At 63.5% G+C, this 17,829-nt stretch carries 17 protein-coding genes; 6 read left to right on the top strand and 11 right to left on the bottom strand.

The genetic code is table 11. From position 1 onward, the window contains the following. Positions 1–21: 21 nt before the first annotated feature. Positions 22–447, top strand: coding sequence for a universal stress protein (locus V1293_RS35135; RefSeq protein ID WP_334516294.1), 426 nt, complete (start codon positions 22–24; stop codon positions 445–447). A 36-nt stretch (positions 448–483) separates the two neighbouring features. Here the strand turns inward: V1293_RS35135 and V1293_RS35130 are convergent, their stop codons facing one another. Beyond that, on the bottom strand, positions 484–720 hold the full coding sequence (locus V1293_RS35130; protein WP_334516293.1) for a DUF1127 domain-containing protein: 237 nt from the start codon (positions 718–720) through the stop codon (positions 484–486). 179 nt (positions 721–899) lie between these two features. Here V1293_RS35130 and V1293_RS35125 point away from each other — a divergent pair, with 179 nt between their 5' ends. Beyond that, entirely contained in the window at positions 900–2,240 is a 1,341-nt protein-coding gene (locus tag V1293_RS35125) for an aminotransferase-like domain-containing protein (RefSeq protein ID WP_334516291.1), read from the top strand. A gap of 2 nt (positions 2,241–2,242) precedes the next feature. Here the strand turns inward: V1293_RS35125 and V1293_RS35120 are convergent, their stop codons facing one another. Together V1293_RS35120 and V1293_RS35115 are read right to left on the bottom strand one after the other, a co-directional pair. Continuing rightward, a complete protein-coding gene (locus V1293_RS35120; RefSeq protein WP_334517049.1) occupies positions 2,243–2,836 on the bottom strand; it encodes a YdcF family protein in 594 nt (197 codons plus the stop codon). A 109-nt stretch (positions 2,837–2,945) separates the two neighbouring features. After that, positions 2,946–3,551: a hypothetical protein gene (locus tag V1293_RS35115; RefSeq protein WP_334516289.1), complete on the bottom strand. Its 606-nt coding sequence runs from the start codon at positions 3,549–3,551 to the stop codon at positions 2,946–2,948. A gap of 70 nt (positions 3,552–3,621) precedes the next feature. On the opposite strand from V1293_RS35115, the gene V1293_RS35110 reads away from it, so the two are divergent. Then, the gene (locus tag V1293_RS35110; protein WP_334516287.1) at positions 3,622–4,056 is read left to right on the top strand and encodes a hypothetical protein; all 435 of its coding nucleotides are present in this window, start codon (positions 3,622–3,624) and stop codon (positions 4,054–4,056) included. Positions 4,057–4,104: 48 nt separating this feature from the next. Here V1293_RS35110 and V1293_RS35105 read toward each other — a convergent pair whose 3' ends face one another. From V1293_RS35105 to V1293_RS35090, 4 genes are all read right to left on the bottom strand, one after another. Continuing rightward, positions 4,105–6,507, bottom strand: a complete 2,403-nt coding sequence (locus tag V1293_RS35105) for an EAL domain-containing protein (protein WP_334516285.1) — start codon at positions 6,505–6,507, stop codon at positions 4,105–4,107. A gap of 110 nt (positions 6,508–6,617) precedes the next feature. Further along, positions 6,618–8,630 carry a S9 family peptidase gene (locus tag V1293_RS35100; RefSeq protein ID WP_334516283.1) on the bottom strand — a complete coding sequence of 671 codons (2,013 nt, stop codon included), beginning with the start codon at positions 8,628–8,630 and terminating at the stop codon, positions 6,618–6,620. 87 nt (positions 8,631–8,717) lie between these two features. Beyond that, positions 8,718–10,157: an MFS transporter gene (locus V1293_RS35095; RefSeq protein WP_334516281.1), complete on the bottom strand. Its 1,440-nt coding sequence runs from the start codon at positions 10,155–10,157 to the stop codon at positions 8,718–8,720. 163 nt (positions 10,158–10,320) lie between these two features. Continuing rightward, complete coding sequence (locus V1293_RS35090) at positions 10,321–10,827, bottom strand: YciE/YciF ferroxidase family protein (protein WP_334516279.1); 507 nt, start codon at positions 10,825–10,827, stop codon at positions 10,321–10,323. A 379-nt stretch (positions 10,828–11,206) separates the two neighbouring features. On the opposite strand from V1293_RS35090, the gene V1293_RS35085 reads away from it, so the two are divergent. Together V1293_RS35085 and V1293_RS35080 are read left to right on the top strand one after the other, a co-directional pair. Beyond that, a complete protein-coding gene (locus V1293_RS35085; RefSeq protein WP_334516277.1) occupies positions 11,207–12,262 on the top strand; it encodes a lysylphosphatidylglycerol synthase transmembrane domain-containing protein in 1,056 nt (351 codons plus the stop codon). Positions 12,263–12,359: 97 nt separating this feature from the next. Continuing rightward, positions 12,360–14,342: a hypothetical protein gene (locus V1293_RS35080; RefSeq protein WP_334516275.1), complete on the top strand. Its 1,983-nt coding sequence runs from the start codon at positions 12,360–12,362 to the stop codon at positions 14,340–14,342. Positions 14,343–14,485: 143 nt separating this feature from the next. Here the strand turns inward: V1293_RS35080 and V1293_RS35075 are convergent, their stop codons facing one another. Both V1293_RS35075 and V1293_RS35070 read right to left on the bottom strand, forming a co-directional pair. Then, on the bottom strand, positions 14,486–15,094 hold the full coding sequence (locus tag V1293_RS35075) for a DUF2147 domain-containing protein (protein WP_334516273.1): 609 nt from the start codon (positions 15,092–15,094) through the stop codon (positions 14,486–14,488). A 121-nt stretch (positions 15,095–15,215) separates the two neighbouring features. Then, positions 15,216–16,244 (bottom strand): NAD(P)/FAD-dependent oxidoreductase, encoded by a 1,029-nt coding sequence (locus tag V1293_RS35070; RefSeq protein WP_334516271.1) that lies wholly within the window; start codon positions 16,242–16,244, stop codon positions 15,216–15,218. A 159-nt stretch (positions 16,245–16,403) separates the two neighbouring features. Here V1293_RS35070 and V1293_RS35065 point away from each other — a divergent pair, with 159 nt between their 5' ends. Then, positions 16,404–16,859: an acyl-CoA thioesterase gene (locus tag V1293_RS35065; protein WP_334516269.1), complete on the top strand. Its 456-nt coding sequence runs from the start codon at positions 16,404–16,406 to the stop codon at positions 16,857–16,859. Between the two features lie 106 nt (positions 16,860–16,965). Here V1293_RS35065 and V1293_RS35060 read toward each other — a convergent pair whose 3' ends face one another. After that, the gene (locus tag V1293_RS35060) at positions 16,966–17,286 is read right to left on the bottom strand and encodes a 2Fe-2S iron-sulfur cluster-binding protein (RefSeq protein ID WP_247516240.1); all 321 of its coding nucleotides are present in this window, start codon (positions 17,284–17,286) and stop codon (positions 16,966–16,968) included. 139 nt (positions 17,287–17,425) lie between these two features. Beyond that, entirely contained in the window at positions 17,426–17,803 is a 378-nt protein-coding gene (locus V1293_RS35055; protein ID WP_334516267.1) for an Hpt domain-containing protein, read from the bottom strand. Between the last annotated feature and the right edge of the window lie 26 nt (positions 17,804–17,829).

Raw genomic sequence — 17,829 nt, 5'->3', positions numbered from 1 at the left:
GGCTCAAGCCAGGAGGCGCAGATGTTCAAGTCGATTCTCGTGCCGATCGACCTCGCCGATACCGATCTGGCCAAGCCTGCGATCGCGACCGCCGCGACGCTGTCGCAGACCTGGAACGGCTCGGTGCGCCTGCTCAACGTGCTACCGATGACGCCGGTGATGCTGGCGGAATATGTACCGGCCGATTTCGACGCCCAGCAGCGCGCGACCTCGGAAGAAGCGCTCTCCATCGTGGCGAAGGAATCCGGCATTGAGGCTTCACGCATTTCTATCGCAGTGCGGCAGGGCGGCATCTATCACGAGATTCTCGAGGAGGCGGCGGCGATGAAGGCCGACCTGATCGTGATGACCTCGCACCGGCCGGCGATGCGGACCTACTTCCTCGGCTCCAACGCCGGGCACGTCGTGCGCTACGCCAGATGCTCGGTGCTGGTGGTGCGGCACTGAGACGTAACGGCGCCGCTGAGTCGCGACGCCGGACACTCACATGATGCGCCCGAAGTCCGGATCGACTGTGCCGCGCACGGCCGATTCAATCCGGCTGCGCTCGATGCCGATATCGCGGAGCGCGCGATCGTCCAGTTCGCTCAGCGTCTGGATGGCCTGGCGGCGCGCAAAGTAGGTGACGATGCCGTTTACCCAGCTTCCGAGCAGGCGGAAAAATCCGCTCACCGAACTCCGGGGCGCAGGTTGGCCTGCCGTCGAATAGATCGTGGTCATCGCACTTCTCCTTGCTTTCACGCGGCAAGCCGCTGCCGCCGGCGCAAACGCTTGCGAGAGCGCCTGCACCTTAATGGACTGATTGTTTGCACCCCTCTCAGTGCAATCTCTGGCTTGATGGTTCCAAAATGATCCGATACACTTCTCGGTGCAAGAAAAACATTGCTCTCGGTGCAATAATGTCAAAGTTCGAGTACCTGAAGCTTGCCGATACCGTCGCCGCCGAGATCGCCAATGGCGCGCTCAAGCCGGGCGACCGCCTGCCGCCGCAGCGCAGCTTTGCCTATGAGCGCAAGATCGCCGTCTCCACCGCGAGCCGCGTCTACACCGAGCTGTTGCGCCGCGGCCTCGTGGTCGGCGAAGTCGGACGCGGCACGTTCGTTTCGGGCGAGACGCGGCGCGGTGTCGCCATGCCGACTGAGCCGCGCGGCGCGCGCATCGATCTGGAAGTGAACTATCCGATCCTGCCGACGCAATCGGTGATGATCGCAAGAAGCCTTGCCGGGCTGGAGCGCCCCGAGGTGCTCGATCTCGCGCTACGGCACTCGACCACGACGGGCACACAGGCGGCCCGGACCATTTCCGCCGAGTTTCTCTCCCGCGAGGACTGGACCCCGGCCGCCGATCAACTCGTCTTCACCGCGAACGGCAGGCAATGCATTGCCGCGGCGCTGGCGGCGATGGTGCCGAGCGGCGGCCGTTGCGGCGTCGAGGCGCTGACCTATCCCTTCATCAAGGACATCGCCGCCAGGCTCGGCGTCACGCTGGTGCCGCTTGCGATGGATGAGCACGGCGTTCGCCCGGACGCGGTGGCGAAGGCGCACCGCGAAGCGCATCTGTCGGCGCTGTACGTTCAGCCGACGATACAAAATCCGCTCGGCATGACCATGCCGCCGGCGCGCCGGGCCGACCTGCTTCGCGTCGTCGAAAAGCTCGGCCTCACCGTCATTGAGGACACCGTCTATGGCTTTCTCGACGAGGAAACGCCGATGGCCGCGCTCGCACCCGATAGCTGCATCACGCTCGACAGCCTGTCGAAGAAGGTGGCGCCCGGCCTTGCGCTCGGCTTCATCGTTTCGCCGCCGCGCCTGCGCGAGCGCATCATGGCCGCGGTTCGCTCGGGCGGATGGACGGCTTCCGGATTTGCCTTTGCCGCCGGACAACGGCTGATGGCTGATGGCACGGTGGCCGAGCTGTCACGCCTGAAACGGATCGACGCGGCACGGCGGCAGCAGATGGCGGCCAGATATCTCGCCGGCTTCGAAATCCAGGCCAACGTCAAATCCTACCATCTCTGGCTCACTTTGCCCCAGCATTGGCGCTCGCAGACATTCGTCGCGGCCGCGGCCCGGCGCGACATCGCGCTGACCCCTTCGACCACCTTCGCCGTGATTCCCGGCCATGCCCCCAACGCCGTCCGCCTGGCGCTCGGCGCCCCCAGCACCGAACAGCTCGATCTGGCGCTGCGCACGCTCTCGGGAATGCTGACGGCGAAAGAAGACGTCGATACGACTGAATAGCGCTACCGGTCGCGCATTTCGCACGCCGGCCACTCCGCGATAAAGCCCTTCGCCTTGTACGGCTCGATCTTGTCCCATTCATTGAGCATGCGACGCGAGAATTCGGCGTCGGTGTGCCAAAGCGCCCGCGGCGTCTTGAAGCTGTCGACCATGACCAGCATCTTCTCCACTTCCGGCCAGTGCCGGTGCAGCGTCATCGGATAGCGGCGCGCCGTCCAGGTATTGCCGAGACAGATCACGCTGCGGATGTTGGCGAGCCCGAGCGCTGCTTCGATGATCGGCAGCGAGAAGATCACGTTCTCGCCGGTGTTCATTGCGCGATCCTCTCTCAGGATGATGTCGGCAGGAACACCGCGCGCGGCCATTGCGCCGGCGATGATCTCGCATTCCGACAGATCGGATCCCGGCGTCGCGCCGCCGCTCACGACCGCCCAGCGAAAATATCCCGCGCACCACAGCCTGCAGGCTTCATCGACGCGCTCGTCGACATCCTCGCGCGTGCCGAACACGAACAGGAGATCGGCCGGCCGCAACGGCGTCTCGATCAGATGCCGCGCATTGATTGCTTCAATCTCGGCTTCCGTCGGCGATCGCATCGTTGGGGTTGTCACGGCAACTCGCCTATTGTCAGGAACGGCGCACAGAGTGCCGCGCCCGACGGCGCATCGCGAAATCACATTTCGTGTCGCTTGATTGCGAATCAGGCTACGGCAGCAGCGTCTCGGGAAGGTCGTCGAACGAGTATCTGCGCGGACGATTGCGCTTGATGAAGCCGCCGATGGTCCAGGCAAACCAGACCGCGATACCGACCAGAAACAACGCGCCGGTGAATTCGGAAGTCGCAAGCGCCCGGACGAGAAGTCCGATCATCGCGATTGCCAGCAACACCAGCATCGCAACCGCCATGGCATAGGTCACCGTCCCGATGCCGCCAATCAGGGAAGCCGTGCTGCCCGCCGCCTTCATCCTTCGGTGCAGTTCGGTGATGAAGGTGCGATAGTCCTGGTCCTGCGGCGTCATCAACGAGATGGTCTGCCAGGTCGTCGAAAGGACGGCGATCCGTTCGCCACCGGCCCTTTCAATGTCGGCGCGAAAGCGACGGGATTGCATCGACATCGGTCGGTACGACAGGCGGATCGAAGCGATGTCGGCATAGGGCCACACGCCGGACCGGCGGCCCATCTGCCACGACAATCCGGAATCCGTCAGTTCGAATTGATACGCCGACGAAATCAGCGACGCCTTGTAGGCGTAGCTGATCGTGCGCGCCCCCTCGCCTTCCGTCGCCCGGTTCGGCAGTGATGTCGGCAATTCAAAATATCCCGTATCGTTTGAGGCCGCCTGCTTGCGCGGCGAGCCGGCTTTACCTTACAAGCGGGCCATGGCCGAGACGACTTATTTTCCGCGCCGCCTGATTCTGGCCGGCGCGATAGTTTCCGGAGTGCTGCTGGCGCTGGCCGTCCACATGCTGGGCGCACGTTACAGGCTCGATCTCGGCGGCCTGTGGCGGTCCGATACCAGCGAATTCATGCCGGCCGGCGCGGCGATCGCATGGTGGCTGATCGCGACCGTCGGCTTCTCCGGCGGCTATTTCACCGCCAATCTGATGCACAGTGCGGCCTCAGGCCAAATCCCACAGCGGATGCGCCAGTTCCTGATCGTGGTCGGCGTGTTGATCCTCGCCGGCGCCGGACAGGCCGCCTCGGCGCCGAGCCCGGTCCCGACCATATCGGGCGTGCTGGCGGGCCTTGCGGCCTTATGCCTCGGTGCGGCAATGGCGTTCTGCGGCGCGCATTTCGCGTTGCGCAAGGCCTGAGCGAATAGCGTTTTCGAGCGACGGCCCGCCCCCAGAACCGACAATGCTCTAGGCGGTCAGGCGCTGCCGCGGCTGTGTCAGCATGTTCTCCACGTCGGCGGCGGGACGCGGGCGGCTGAACAGATAGCCTTGCGCCTGCGTGCACCCCTCCTGGCGCAACAGATCGAATTGCGCATCGGTCTCGACACCTTCAGCCGTGGTGACGATGCCAAGGCTCTTGCCGAGGCCGGTCACCGCCCGGACGATCGCCATCGAATCGTCACGCGTCGCCAGTTCGCTCACGAATGAGCGGTCGATCTTGATCTTGTCGAACGGGAAGCTGCGCAGGTAGCTCAGCGACGAATATCCCGTTCCGAAGTCGTCGAGCGAGATCCTGACGCCAAAGCCGCGAAGCTCGTGCAGAACCGCCAGCGTTGCTTCGCTGTTCTGCAGCAGCACCGATTCCGTTATCTCCAGTTCGAGCCGGTGCGCCGGAAGGCCGGAGGCCCTCAGCGCCTCCTTCACGGCCGATACCAGGCTCGGATTCTTGAACTGCACCGGCGAAAGATTGACGGCGACGCCGACATTCTGCGACCAGCCGGCCGCGTCCATGCAGGCCTGACGCAACACCCAATCGCCGAGCGGCACGATCAGGCCGGTTTCTTCGGCCAGCGGAATGAAATTGACCGGAGAGATCAGGCCGCGCAGCGAATGATTCCAGCGCACCAGGGCTTCGAAGGCAACCACCACGTCTTTGGCAACGTCGCGGATCGGCTGGTAATAGACCTCGAACTCCCCGCGCTTGAGCGCCGCACGCAAATCGAGTTCCAGCAGCCGCCGCGCCTGCGCACGCGCGTCCATTCCGGCCTCGAAGAACCGGTAAGTGCCGCGGCCGTCCTCCTTGGCGCGATAGAGCGCAAGATCGGCCTTCTTCAGCAGTTCGTCGGGGTTCTTGCCGTCCTCGGGCGCCAGCGAAATGCCGATGCTGACGCCGATGACCAGCTGGTGACCGGCGATCTCGTAGGGCGCGGAAACCTGCTCGACCACGTGGCTGGCGAGCATGGCGACGGCGGACGGCTCGCAATCGCTGCAGAACTGCACGATCGCGAATTCGTCGCCGCCGAGCCGCGCCACCGTGTCGTGCTCTGTCACGCATTCGCCGAGACGCCGTGCGACCTCCTTGAGCAGCGCGTCGCCGACCGGATGGCCAAGCGAATCGTTGATGTCCTTGAAGTGATCGAGGTCGAGACACAGCACCCCAAGCTGATCGCTGCGCCTGACGAGCCGCAAGGCCTTTTCGAGCTGTTCGCGGAACAGCGTCCGGTTTGGCAGATTGGTCAGCGCATCATGGCGCGCCATATGCGAGATCTGTTCCTGGGCCGCCTGCCATTCGGTGATGTCTTCGAAGGTAGCGACCCATCCGCCGCCCTTCATGGGCTGATCGACCACGCGGAGCGAACGTCCGTTGCGGCCCATTGTCTTGGTCACGGTCCGGCCGGCTTTGGCGTCCGCCACTACCGCATTGAAGAACTCATCGGGATCGCCGTCCCATTCGCCGACCGCTTTCACCTCGCGCAGGACGTCAATCAGCAGGCGGCCCTGAAGCGGCATGCCAGACCTGTCCATCAGTTCGACGTAGCGCTGGTTGAACAAGAGGATGCGGCCGTCCGCATCGAACATGCAAAGTCCCTGCGACATATTTGTGATTGCTGAATCGAGCAGGATCTTTTGGTCATGGAGTTCGCCCTTTGCGCGGCGATCGAACATGGCCGCCAGCATCGATATTCCGAGAATGGCAAAGGCGCCGACAGAAGTCAGAAACGAAAGCGCGGCCGGAGAAACCGTCAGCGAGTCGGAGCCGAGCGTCGGATCGGGAACGAGCGTGACGGCGCCCATCGCCGTGAAATGATGTGAAACGATCGCGACTGTGAGCAGGCCGGCCGCGGCCAGGGTATGAGCAGAATCGTCGCGGCGCACGGCGACGAGCATTGCAAGGGCCGCGAATACGCTTCCGAAAACGATCGAGGCCAAAACGGTACCGGGTGCCCAGACAATGTAGGCCGGAAGCTCAAGCGCCGCCATGCCGGTATAGTGCATCGCCGCGACACCGCCGCCAACGATCGCACCGCCGATCGCAACGACCGGCAGGCGCGCACTGGACAGTGCAACGCAGAGGCCGATGGCGACAATGCATACCGCGAAAAGCAGGGACAAAAGCGTGACGGGGATGCTGTATCCGGCGCCCGCGCCGGGATCGTAAGCCAGCATCGCGACGAAATGGGTAGCCCAGATTCCGCAGCCGCCGACAGCCGCGTCGAGGCAAACCCAGGTCGCGCGCGTTCGGCCATGCGAGGCCCTAGCGCGATGAAACAGGCTGATGGCGACCGCGCTGGCGAACGAGCAAATGGCGCCTGCCAGCACAACCAGTCGCCAGTCATGCTCAGTGACGAGGCAATTCAGGACTTGGTACATTACAGACCTCTCAGTGGCCTGTAACTGCGGTTCCATTGGTGTATTTGGGGTAACCACCCCAGATCAGTTGCGCGGATGGTGAACAAACGCTTTGCCGGCGTCTTGTTGCGCTATCCGGAAATGCCGGGAACCAGCTCGCCGCCGGTCTCGACCTTGAGCGAGGAGCCGGCGAAATCGTTTCCGATCGGCTGCGAGCGGCCGCCGAGATGTTTGGCGAGGAACGCCTCGGTCACCCCGTAGAAGGCGAGCCGGTTCTCCGGCCGCACGAATCCATGTCCCTCGTCGGGAAACGTGATGTAAGTGACGGGCACGCCGCGTTGCTTGAGCGCGGCCACCATCTGCTCGGATTCCGCGGCCACCACCCTGACGTCCCGCATCCCTTGTGCGATCAGAATGGGCTTGGTCGCACGATCGAGATGGTTAATCGGCGAGCGCTCGGCAAGAAAGGCGCGCCCGGCCTCGGTGGCGGGATCGCCGAGGCGGTTTTTCCAGATGCTGAACCACGGTCCCCAATAGGGCGGAATGGTCGCCATGAAGGTGATGAGATTGGAAATTCCGAAGACATCGACGATGCAGGCGAACACTTCCGGCGTCTTGGTCGCCGCCATCAAGGCGGAATAACCGCCATAGCTCGCACCGAAGAAGCCGACCCGTTTCGGATCGGCAATGCCCTGCGCCACCGCCCAATCGACCGCGTCGATCAGGTCGTCATGCATCCGCCCGCCCCATTCGCGGTCGGCGGCCTTGATGAACGCCTTGCCGAAACCAGTCGAGCCTCGATAGTTGACGCTCAACACCGCATAGCCGCGGTTGGCGAGCCATTGGTGGGTCGAATTGAAGCCCCAGACGTCACGCAAATAGGGACCGCCGTGGATCACCAGCACGAGCGGCATCCGGCCGCCGCCGGCTTCCGGTGCAGGTAATGTCAAATAGCCGTTGAGACGCAAGCCGTCGCGGGAGGGAATGATCACCGGCTGCATTTTGCGCAGCGGTACGTCGGCCAGCGCCTTGCGCTGGACCAGCATTTTGCGCACCTCGCGCCGCTCACGGTCGAGCAGTGCAAATTCGCCGCTCTCGCTGTCGCGCTCGAAGAACACGCTTGCCTTCCGCCGGTCGGCGCTGTCGCTGAGAAAGTAAACGTCGCCGGATCCGTGCCGGGCGAGATCCGCAAGATCCTGTTTGGCGATGGGGTTAACAGCGTACCAGCGGGAGCGGTCCCGGTTCGCCCGGGCGGCGACCGGGCGGCGCTGCTCGTCGAGCGTGGCCTCCACGATATCGGCTTCGTCATCGGCGGCGAGCAATCTTGTCTCGCGCGTCGTCATATCCATGGAAAACAACGCAGCCCTGTCGCGTTCACGTGAGTCAAGAAAGTAGAGCGTGTTGCCGTCGGCGCCCATATCGATGAGTCTGAAGGTATCGATATCGCCGATCGGCACCTGGATGAATGGCGTCCATGTGCCATCCGGCTTGCGCTCGAAAATTTCAGCGGTGCCGTCGGGGGCGAGGCGCGTCGCCATCCGCAATTGAAAGTCGCTGTCCGTGAACAGGTCGGCATATTCGGTGTTCTCGAACTTCAGTTCGCTGGCGCCGGTCACGATGTTGATCCGGAACAGATCGAAGCGGCTCTTGTCGCGTGCATTGTGCCGGATCAGCATCTCGTCCGGAAATTTGCGATCGATCTCCTGCAGGAACGACTTCACGCCCTGCTCCGGCGTCAGCGGAACGACCGCCCCGTTCGTGATATTGACGCTCGCAGCGCGCCAGTTCTCGTCGCCGTCGCGTTCCCTGAAGAATACCAGGTGACGACTGGTATACGCCCAGCGGTAATAGCTTCCGATGTTGCGATCGGTCACACGGGTCACGGGCCGCGCCGCGGCCGGATCGTTCAGTGGCGCCACCCACAGATTGTTCACGCCGTTGAGCGGCGCGATATAGGCGGCGTTCTGACCGTCGGGACTCACCCGCACATTGGTGCAATCGGGATTGTCGAAAAAGACCCGGCGCGCGACCAGCGCGGCCGGCTCTGCGCGCGCTTGCAGCACAAGTCCGGCGATCGGCACCGCAGTGCCGATCAAGGCCCCATGGCGCAGGAAATCACGGCGATCGATCGGCGCGGTGGGCATTGCGGAGCTCCCCCTGGCGGCAACGCACGGTTGCTGTTCCGTCAGCTTAAACGCCGCGCGACGTTAGCACAAATTACAACCGGTTCATCATTGCTCGTGACCGGCCATGTCGATCGACGACCCCCACCAGATTGCCGCGGCGGCTGCGAGCAGCACGCCGGCCGAAATGGTCAGTGACGCATGCAGCCCCGTCATGAAAGCACTGGACTGGCCGACCAACGAACCGAACAAGGCGACGCCCAGCACGCTGCCGGTTTGCCGGGTCGCATTGAGCACGCCTGCGGCGATACCCGAACGTGACTTCTCCACGCTTCCGAGCAAGGTCGATGTCAGCGGCGGCACCAGCAATCCGAGGCCGGTGCTCATCGCGATCAATTGCATGCAGATTGCCCAGTAACTTGTGTTGGCATCGACGCCGAGTGCCGCAAGGCATCCAACCGCGGAGAGCACCGCGCCGGCCGCTATCGTGGCAGGCGCGCCGATGCGCTCGGCGATGCGGGGCGCAATCAGGTTCACCGGCAAGACCGCGCCCATCATCGGCACAAAGGCGAGCCCGGTCGCAAACGGCGACAATCCATTGACCTGCTGGAAATACAGGCTGAGCACGAAGATCAAGCCGTAGATCGCGACATTGACGAGCAGGCCGATCAGCGACGTCAATGCGAACATCCGATGCCGAAACAGCGAAAGCGGCAACATCGGTTGCGGGGCGTGCGCCTCCCGCCACAGGAACAGCGCCGCCGATATCGCAAAGGCTGCGAAGCCCGCGATCACGAACGGATTGTGCCAACCGAGCGAACCGCCCTCGATGATCGCGCCGGCGAGAAAACCGAGCGCAGCGATCGCGGCGATCTGACCGGGCAGGTCGATCTCGCGACCGGGCGATCGCGTCGTCTCGCCGGCAAAGCGCCAGGCCAGCCAAAGGCCGACCAGGCCGATCGGCAAATTGACCAGGAAGATCGAGCGCCAGCCGACCAGCATGATCAGGCCGCCGCCGACGAACGGACCGGCCGTCAGCGCAAGGCTCGCGCCAGCAGCCCAGATACCGACCGCACGACCGCGGGCCTTTTCGTCGGGATAGGCATGGCTGAGCAGCGCCAGCGAGTTCGGCACCAAAATGGCCGCGGCCAATCCTTGAACACAGCGTGCCGAGATCAGAAAAGCGGCATTGGGCGCCAGCGCGCAGGCGACAGAGGCTGCCGTGAAGATGGCAAAGCCCGCCATGAATATCCGCTTGGCGCCGATTCGATCGCCGAGCGCACCCGCCGTCAGAATGAAAGCCGCAAAGGCGATCGTGTAGGCACTCACCACCCATTGCAGTTTGGAAACCCCGCCGCCGAGCGACGATCCGATGGCGTTAAGCGCGGTGTTGACGATGGTGAGATCAAGCTGAACGACGCCGTAGCCGAGACTCATCCCCGCGAGCGTCAGCGAGGCGGCAAGCCCGGAAGGCCCCGGCCCGGCTTGCGGGCTCGCGGAAATATCGATCTTCGGAACCGGCTCGAAATTGAGAGAAGCGCTCCGCATGGCTCACCTGATGCTTTGAGGGCCAACGCGGCGCAAATGCGTCCGTTTCAATCAAACGTTTCGCTAATGATCGAAGTATGGTTGCGGTGCCGGTCTCCGCTCGCGAAAGCGCCGCGCGAGAATTGCTCCCGGCGCGGCGTTTTGCCTCAACTGGACGACGAGATCAGCTTGCGGCCCGCAGGTTGACCTTGCCTTCCGCCAGCGAGGTCAGCTTGGTGTCAGTTTTCTTTTCCTCATCCAGCGTCTGCTGGAGGATGCTGGCGCAATCATTGCGTCCAAGCTGCCGCGCCCACGCAATCAGGCTGCCGTAGCGGGTAATCTCATAGTGCTCGGCGGCCTGCGCGGCGTTGATCAGGGCTGCGTCCAGCACCGCCTTGTCGGCGATCTCGCCCGCGACGTCGTCGGCTTCCTCGATGATGCCGTCGATCGCCGGGCAATCGACCGCCTTCACCTCGGTCCCGTGCATGCGGAACACCTCCTCGAGGCGCTGCACATGCGTCCTGGTTTCGCCAAGATGGGTCAAAAAGCCCTGTTTAAGCTGTTTGTCGGTCGCTTTTTCCGCCATCTTCGGCAGGGCCTTCACGAGTTGTTTCTCGGCGTAATAGATGTCCTGCAATTGATGCACGAACAGGTCGTTCATGGTCTTGATGTCTTTGGTGAACAGTCCCATCGCGATCCTCCTTCATTGGAACATGCACGCGCGGGCCTTTTCCAGGCCGGACCTACGCTTCATGTTCGATGCTGATCGGAGCTAACCGGCTCGCGAAAGGGATGTTCCTGATGGCCTCGAAAACGCCGCGATGGAACGGACGGCACGATGCAGCAAAAAGAGCCCGCAGAACGGACCTCGTTGCGACTCAAAATCGTTAACGCGGGGACATATGTAGGACGTATGACAACGGCCAACGTGGCCAAAAGGCAGGCTTGTCAAGGGCTGCACAACGGCCCGGTTTTGGCTTATGGGTTGCGCGCACGGTGCCTCTGACCGTCGACTGTCACCCGTCGTGACAGGCCCACCTTTAGTTATTGCCGCCCCGCCGGGAGGATGAATGCATCGGCTGCTGACCGCGCTCGGGCGTGGCTTCAAGAAGAAGATCGGCTGGAAACGGCTAGGGATCGCTGCGAGTCTTCTCATCATCGGTCTTGCGATTAGCCATCTGGTTCACACCCTCAAGGGGGTCGACACCGGGGTTATTCTGACTGCGCTTACCGACATCGCCCCACATCGGATCGCGTTGGCCGCGCTGTGCGTGGTGGGCGCGTTTTGCACGCTGACCTTCTATGATTTCTTCGCATTGCGAACCATTGGCAAGACGCACGTTCCCTATCGCATCGCCGCGATGTCGAGCTTCACCAGCTACACCATCGGCCACAACATCGGCGCCACCGTCTTTACCGGCGGCGCGATCAGGTTCCGGATCTATTCCGATTACGGCCTGACCGCGATCGACGTCGCAAAAATCTGCTTCCTCTCGGGCCTCACTTTCTGGCTCGGCAATCTGTTCGTGCTCGGCTGCGGCATGGCCTGGCATCCCGAGGCGGCATCGACGATGGACCTGCTGCCGCCGGCGATGAACCGGCTGATCGCGATCGGCTGCCTTGCCGGCATCGCCGCCTATTTCGTCTGGCTGTTGACGGGCGAGGCCCGCCGCGAGCTCGGGCAGAACGGCTGGAAGGTGGTGTTGCCGTCAGCGCGGCTGACGCTGCTGCAGGTTCTGATCGGCGTGGTCGATCTCGGCTTCTGCGCGCTGGCGATGTATCTGTTGATGCCGACCGAGCCGCATATCGATTTCGTTTCGCTGGCGGTGGTGTTCATCCTGGCGACGCTGCTCGGCTTTGCCAGTCATGCGCCCGGCAGCATCGGCGTGTTCGACGCCGCGATGCTGGTGGCGCTGCCGCAGTTCAGCAAGGAGCAATTGCTGGCGACGCTGGTGGTGTTCCGTATCCTCTACTTCATGATCCCGTTCGGCATCTCGATTTGGATCATGGGTACACGCGAACTCTGGCTCAGCGTGGTGCAACCCTGGCTGGGACGGCGTCGGCTCGGCGAAGCCTGTACGGCCAAGGCCCGGGTGCGGCCACCGATCAAGGGCCGGCAATCCTGAGGCTGGTAACGGCGTCGTTATCTGCGCCGTCTGGTCTTTTGACGCGGAGCTGCCTCATTCTCTTATTTCTGCCTTACCGCTAACGTCAAACGACGCCATGGCTGGAATCCTGCTACGTTCAATGCTGTCGGTCGCGCTGGTTGCCGGCGCGCTGGCCGGCATATCCACATCCGCTGCGCAAGCCCAGACCGCCGGCGGCTATGGGCCGCTGCAGATCTCCTGGGAGGTGCGCAACCGCTTCCGCCTGTTCCGCGAGGAGCGGGATTTCCTGCTGCACGCCGAAGCCGCACGCGGCCGCAGCGTGCTGGCCACAGAGCAGGTGCTGGCGATCCAGAGCGACGGCCGCGGCTGGGCGCGCAACACGGTGAACCGGCTCTGCATCGACCTGGCCGGCCGCGTCAGCGAGCCCTGCACCCGCGACAACGTCAAGGAAAGCTATCTCACCCCGATCGATCATCCGGTCGTGATCCGCCTGACCGGCCCGGTGCCGGTCGGCGCCACCTGCGCCTGGACGGTCGACGATGGCGACGGCCCGCAAACTTCCACCTTCGACTGCGCCGAACCGGTCAATCTCCGGGTCCGCTACGGCCGCACCACGGTGGTGACCGCCGACGTGTCCAGCTCGGATGGCAGTCAGCGCGTTTTCACCGAGATCGCGGTGCGCGACATCTTCATCGCCGGCCTCGGCGACAGTGTCGCTTCCGGCGAGGGAAATCCGGACCGGCCGGTTGCGCTGTCCGACGAAGGCTTTTGCTTCCGCTCCTATCTCGGAACGGCAGCCGCGCAATATTACCGTCCGAGCCGCGCGGGCTACAAAGGCGGACGCGCCTGCGAGGCGCCGGACTTTCTGTCGGTCTGGCAGCGCCAGAGCGCGCTCTGGTTCAATCCTGCCTGCCACCGGTCGCTCTACAGCTATCAGACCCGCACCGCACTGGCGCTCGCCGTGCGATATCCGCACATCGCGGTGACCTATCTGCCGCTGGCCTGCACCGGCGCCACCATTGCCGACGGGCTGCTCGGCTCGCAACGCGCCCGCGACTGCCTGCCGTCGAAATCAGGTAGTGGTGCGTGCCAGGGCACCGTCAACGGACAACTGATTGAGCTGCGCGACGCCCTCACCGCCGCGAAACGCCGCCAGCCGGATCGCAAGCTCGACCTGGTGCTGCTGTCGGTCGGCGCCAATGACATCTATTTCTCCGGCCTCGTCGCCGACGTGATCGTGGACACCGCGACCGAACGTGCCCTGTTTCGGCGCAGCGGCGTGATGGCTTCGGTGGACGACGCACGCTCGGCGATGACACGCGACCTGCCGCAGGGATTTGCAAAACTGCGCGAGGCGTTGAAGCCGCTGGTCGGCGGCGACCTGTCGCGGGTGGTCTACACCTCCTACGCCAATCCGACACTGGCGAATGGCGGCGCGCCCTGCCCCGGCGGACGCGGCGGCTTCGACATTCATCCCTCCTTCAACGCGCAGCCGCAGCGGCTGGCCGCCGTTTCGAACTTCGTCGAAAGCGAATTCCTGCCGCAGTTGAGGGCGCTCGCGCTCTGCGAGGGCGGCATCCTGTGCCGCAATCCGGGCGCCGACCGCATGACCTTCGTCGATGGCCATCAGACCAGCTTTGCCAGCCACGGCTTCTGCGCGCGCGCCGAGAGCGATCCCGAATTCGACCGGCAGTGCTTCTCGGCGACCGGCGACAGCTTCGATCCCGATATCGTCACGGCCGCCAACCAGCCGATGCTGTGCGGCCGCAGCGCCGGCGAGTACCGCGCTTATCTGCCCCGCGCGCGCTGGATCCGCGATGCCAATGACAGCTACTTCGCGGCGATGACCTACCCGCAAGGCCTGCCGGCATCGCAGCAGCCGTCCGACATCCATGATGCGACCTGGGGCGTCTTGTCGGCGGTTTATGGCGGCGCGGTACATCCGAGCGCCGAAGGGCATGCCGCGATGGCCGATGCCGCCGCGCCAGCCGCCGCCGCCGTGCTGCAGCTCGATGCGGCGATGCCTGAAGTCACGTCACAGCCGGTGCAGCCAATACCGGATGCGCCGCGGCCACCGGGCAGAACCGGATTGAACTAGCGCAGGATCAAGCTGGGCCGTGACGACGGACCATCTCGTGCCCGGACGCAAGCGGCGCAAGTGTTACGAGCCCGAAGCCCATTCTACTTTGCATGGGGTTGTTTTCGCGATTTTGTATCTGGGCCTTGGACTCCGACCCTTCCCTAGCGCGCAGGTGCAGGAACGGGTGCTGGCGCAGTGGTCTTCTTGTGCGCCGCGGGGGCCTTTGCCGGACCGGCCGGCGGCTTCATCGCTGCGGCCTGCGCCGGCAGATATTTTGCGATAATGGCGGGATCGACCTGCGCCAACTCCGTGTCCGGCAGACGGGTCCAGACCTCATCCTTGCCCAGCAGCGAAATGCCGAGATAGCCGCGCATCGTCAGCGTCTGGCCATCGGGGCTCAGCGTCATCTTGGCCTTGTAGATCTTGCCGTCGCGCGGATCGAGCACGTTGCCGTTCTCGTATTTCAATCCGTCGCGCTTCATGTCGCGGATGAAGGCGAGCCCGAGCCACGGCGCATCCTTCCGATCGTCGGTGCATTTCGAACAGACCGGATTGGGAGGATCACCCGGCTCGAGAAAAAGCTTGGCGAACACGCCTTCAAAAAAGCCGTTGCGATCGACCACCAGGAACCATCCGACCGGCTTGCCCTTCTCGACTTTTTGCCACAGCCCGGCCGCAGAAAGTTCCGCCGGCTGCGCGGCGAGTTCACCGGCAAACGTGAGCCCGATCACGATCGGGAGTATCAGTTGAAATCCGGCCAGCTTGCGCATCGTCATCACCTGATCAATCCACTAAATGAATGGGCGCAGACTAAGGCCATTTCGCGGACGGTTCCAGTGAGGATCGTCGCTCCCGACAAGGCTCCGCGAGCCCGACTGCGCTTTTCGCGAATCAGTTGACGCCGAGCTTCTTCTGCAGGCTCGATGACGAGGTGGTGTACTGGAACACCAGCCGCTTGTCCGGATACACGTAGCGGTGCGCCTTTTGCGCCATCAACGCACCTTCGTGGAATCCGGACAGGATCAACTTGAGCTTGCCGGGATAGGTGTTGATGTCGCCGATCGCGAAGATGCCGGGAACATTGGTCTCGAACGCCGCGGTGTCGACCGGCACCAGATTGTTCTCGAGCGCGACGCCCCAGTTCGCCACCGGGCCGAGTTTCATTGTCAGTCCGAAGAACGGCAACATCGTATCGCACTCGATCTTCGAGATCGCGTTGTCGTTGCCCTTCATCACGGCCGCGGAAAGCTTGCCGCTCTCGCCCTCCAGCGAGGTGACCTGACCGATCTTCAGATCCATTTTTCCGCCGGCCACCAGCGCGCGCATCTGCTCGACGCTGTGGGGCGCGGCGCGGAAATCGTCGCGCCGGTGCAGAAGCGTCACGCGTTTGGCGATCGGATGCAGATTGAGCGTCCAGTCGAGCGCGGAATCGCCGCCGCCGACGATCACGATGTTCTTGTCGCGGAACTGCTCCATCTTGCGCACGGCGTAGAATACCGAAGTTCCTTCATAGGCCTCGATACCCGGCACCGGCGGACGCTTCGGCTGGAACGAGCCGCCGCCCGCCGAAATCACCACCACCTTGCATTCGAACACCTGGCCGGCATCGGTCGTCACCCGAAAGCCGGGGTTATCGATCTTCTCGATCGTCTCCACCATTTCGTTGAGATGGAAGGTCGGATGAAACGGCTTGATCTGCTCGAGCAGCGCGTCCGTCAGGCCCTGGCCGGTGACGAAGGGAATGCCGGGAATGTCGTAGATCGGCTTTTCCGGATAGAGTTCGGCGCACTGGCCGCCGATCTTGTCGAGGATGTCGACCAGATGCGTCTTCATGTCCAACAGGCCCAGTTCGAAGACCGCGAACAGGCCGCACGGACCCGCGCCAATAATCAGCACATCGGTTTTGATCGCTTCGCTCATATCAGCTTCTTTTCGGTTGAACCTGGCGAGAAGGCCGCATCTGTCTAGCCAAGGCGGGGCCAACAGGAAAGCCATAATATCGCGTTCCCGGCCGCGGCAACCCCTTGCCGCCATTCGACAAGTGGGCTGTAAGGGAACGAGATTTTCGGAGATGGCCCCGTGAACGCCCCCTTGCGTCCCGACGCGACCCCGCGCCTGGAGGATTTTCCCTATCGCTTGTCGGACAATGTCAGGTTTGCCGACCTCGATCCCAACCAGCACGTCAACAACGCGGTTTACGCCACCTATTTCGAAACCGGCCGCGTCACGCTCATGAAGGACCGCAGCTACGGGCTGATGCCGGACGGGGTCACCTGGATCATGGTCCGCCTCGACATCCATTTCCGCGCCGAGTTGCGCTGGCCCGGCACGATCGAAATGGGACTTGGCGTCGTCAAGTTCGGCCGGACTTCCGTCACCTTCGATCAGGTGGTGTTCTCCGAAGGCAAATGCGTAGCTTCAGCGCAATCGGTTTCGGTGCTGCTCGACGAAGCCACGCGCAAGCCGACGCCGTTGACGCCGGAAATCCTGGCGAATTTTCAGCGCTGGATTTGTCGCGGGGCAAAGCCGGCATGATAGGCGCGGCGATGTTGGCGGCGCTGATCGTCGGCCCGTGTGGACGCGATGCTGTTGCAGCCTGCCGGCACGCCAAGGCAGGATCGCGCTGAATGCTTTCGGGACCTCAGGCCTGCCGTTCCGGCGTCGACACCACGAGGCCGTCGAGGTCGTCGCTCACCTTGATCTGGCACGACAGGCGCGAGTTCGGCCGCACGTCGAAACCGAAATCCAGCATGTCCTCTTCCATCGGCGTCGGAGCGCCGACCTTCTCGCGCCACGGCTCTTCGACATAGACATGGCAGGTCGCGCAGGCGCAGGCGCCGCCGCATTCGGCTTCGATGCCTGGAATGGCGTTGCGGATCGCGGCTTCCATCACGGTCGCGCCGTTCTCGACTTCAATGGTTCGTTTTTCGCCGGTATGGTCGACAAAGTGGATTTTGGCCATGATCGCTCGTGCTGCCGGAATAGGTAAGGAAGGTCCCGGCAGTCGTATAACGGGTCGATCCGCACAGCGCCAGCGGTCGGGACGAAAACCTTAAGGCCGGACTTCACCGGGATTTTGGCCGATACGGCCCGCTTTTAGCTCAGGGACGGCGCAGAACCGCCTCGATGGCTGCCCGCGCCTCAGCAACCGCCTCGCCAAGCTCGGCGAGTGCAGCGGACGGATCGAAGCCTCTGGCGATGGCCGCCTCCAGCCGGGCCGCGGCACTGGCGACGGCAAAAGCGCCGATCGCGCGAGCCGACCCCTTGAGCGTGTGCGCCAGCGCGCTGGCATCCGCAGGTATGGCGGCGAGCGTGTACACGAGTGTTGCCGATTGGGCCAAGAACATCGTCAACACCTCCTGCTCGATCGCGGCATCGCCGAGCGTCATGCGTTGCAGATGGTCGAAATCGATCGGCCCGTCGCCAGGAGCCAGCGGTGGCGATGGCATCCATTCTATCCGTTCGAGATGAAGCGGCATGGCCCAGAGTCCGGATCGCCCCCGCC

The sequence above is a fragment of the Bradyrhizobium sp. AZCC 1693 genome (genome assembly GCF_036924745.1).
Lineage (GTDB): Bacteria > Pseudomonadota > Alphaproteobacteria > Rhizobiales > Xanthobacteraceae > Bradyrhizobium.
This window is presented reverse-complemented; position numbering and strand designations above follow the sequence as displayed.

Bases quoted from the DNA above. Each gene is read 5' to 3' on its own strand.
- V1293_RS35135 (WP_334516294.1), top strand. From the start codon at position 22: ATGTTCAAGTCGATTCTCGTGCCGATCGACCTCGCCGATACCGATCTG.
- V1293_RS35130 (WP_334516293.1), bottom strand. From the start codon at position 720: ATGACCACGATCTATTCGACGGCAGGCCAACCTGCGCCCCGGAGTTCG.
- V1293_RS35125 (WP_334516291.1), top strand. From the start codon at position 900: ATGTCAAAGTTCGAGTACCTGAAGCTTGCCGATACCGTCGCCGCCGAG.
- V1293_RS35120 (WP_334517049.1), bottom strand. From the start codon at position 2,836: ATGCGATCGCCGACGGAAGCCGAGATTGAAGCAATCAATGCGCGGCAT.
- V1293_RS35110 (WP_334516287.1), top strand. From the start codon at position 3,622: ATGGCCGAGACGACTTATTTTCCGCGCCGCCTGATTCTGGCCGGCGCG.
- V1293_RS35105 (WP_334516285.1), bottom strand. From the start codon at position 6,507: ATGTACCAAGTCCTGAATTGCCTCGTCACTGAGCATGACTGGCGACTG.
- V1293_RS35100 (WP_334516283.1), bottom strand. From the start codon at position 8,630: ATGCCCACCGCGCCGATCGATCGCCGTGATTTCCTGCGCCATGGGGCC.
- V1293_RS35095 (WP_334516281.1), bottom strand. From the start codon at position 10,157: ATGCGGAGCGCTTCTCTCAATTTCGAGCCGGTTCCGAAGATCGATATT.
- V1293_RS35090 (WP_334516279.1), bottom strand. From the start codon at position 10,827: ATGGGACTGTTCACCAAAGACATCAAGACCATGAACGACCTGTTCGTG.
- V1293_RS35085 (WP_334516277.1), top strand. From the start codon at position 11,207: ATGCATCGGCTGCTGACCGCGCTCGGGCGTGGCTTCAAGAAGAAGATC.
- V1293_RS35080 (WP_334516275.1), top strand. From the start codon at position 12,360: ATGGCTGGAATCCTGCTACGTTCAATGCTGTCGGTCGCGCTGGTTGCC.
- V1293_RS35075 (WP_334516273.1), bottom strand. From the start codon at position 15,094: ATGCGCAAGCTGGCCGGATTTCAACTGATACTCCCGATCGTGATCGGG.
- V1293_RS35070 (WP_334516271.1), bottom strand. From the start codon at position 16,244: ATGAGCGAAGCGATCAAAACCGATGTGCTGATTATTGGCGCGGGTCCG.
- V1293_RS35060 (WP_247516240.1), bottom strand. From the start codon at position 17,286: ATGGCCAAAATCCACTTTGTCGACCATACCGGCGAAAAACGAACCATT.
- V1293_RS35055 (WP_334516267.1), bottom strand. From the start codon at position 17,803: ATGCCGCTTCATCTCGAACGGATAGAATGGATGCCATCGCCACCGCTG.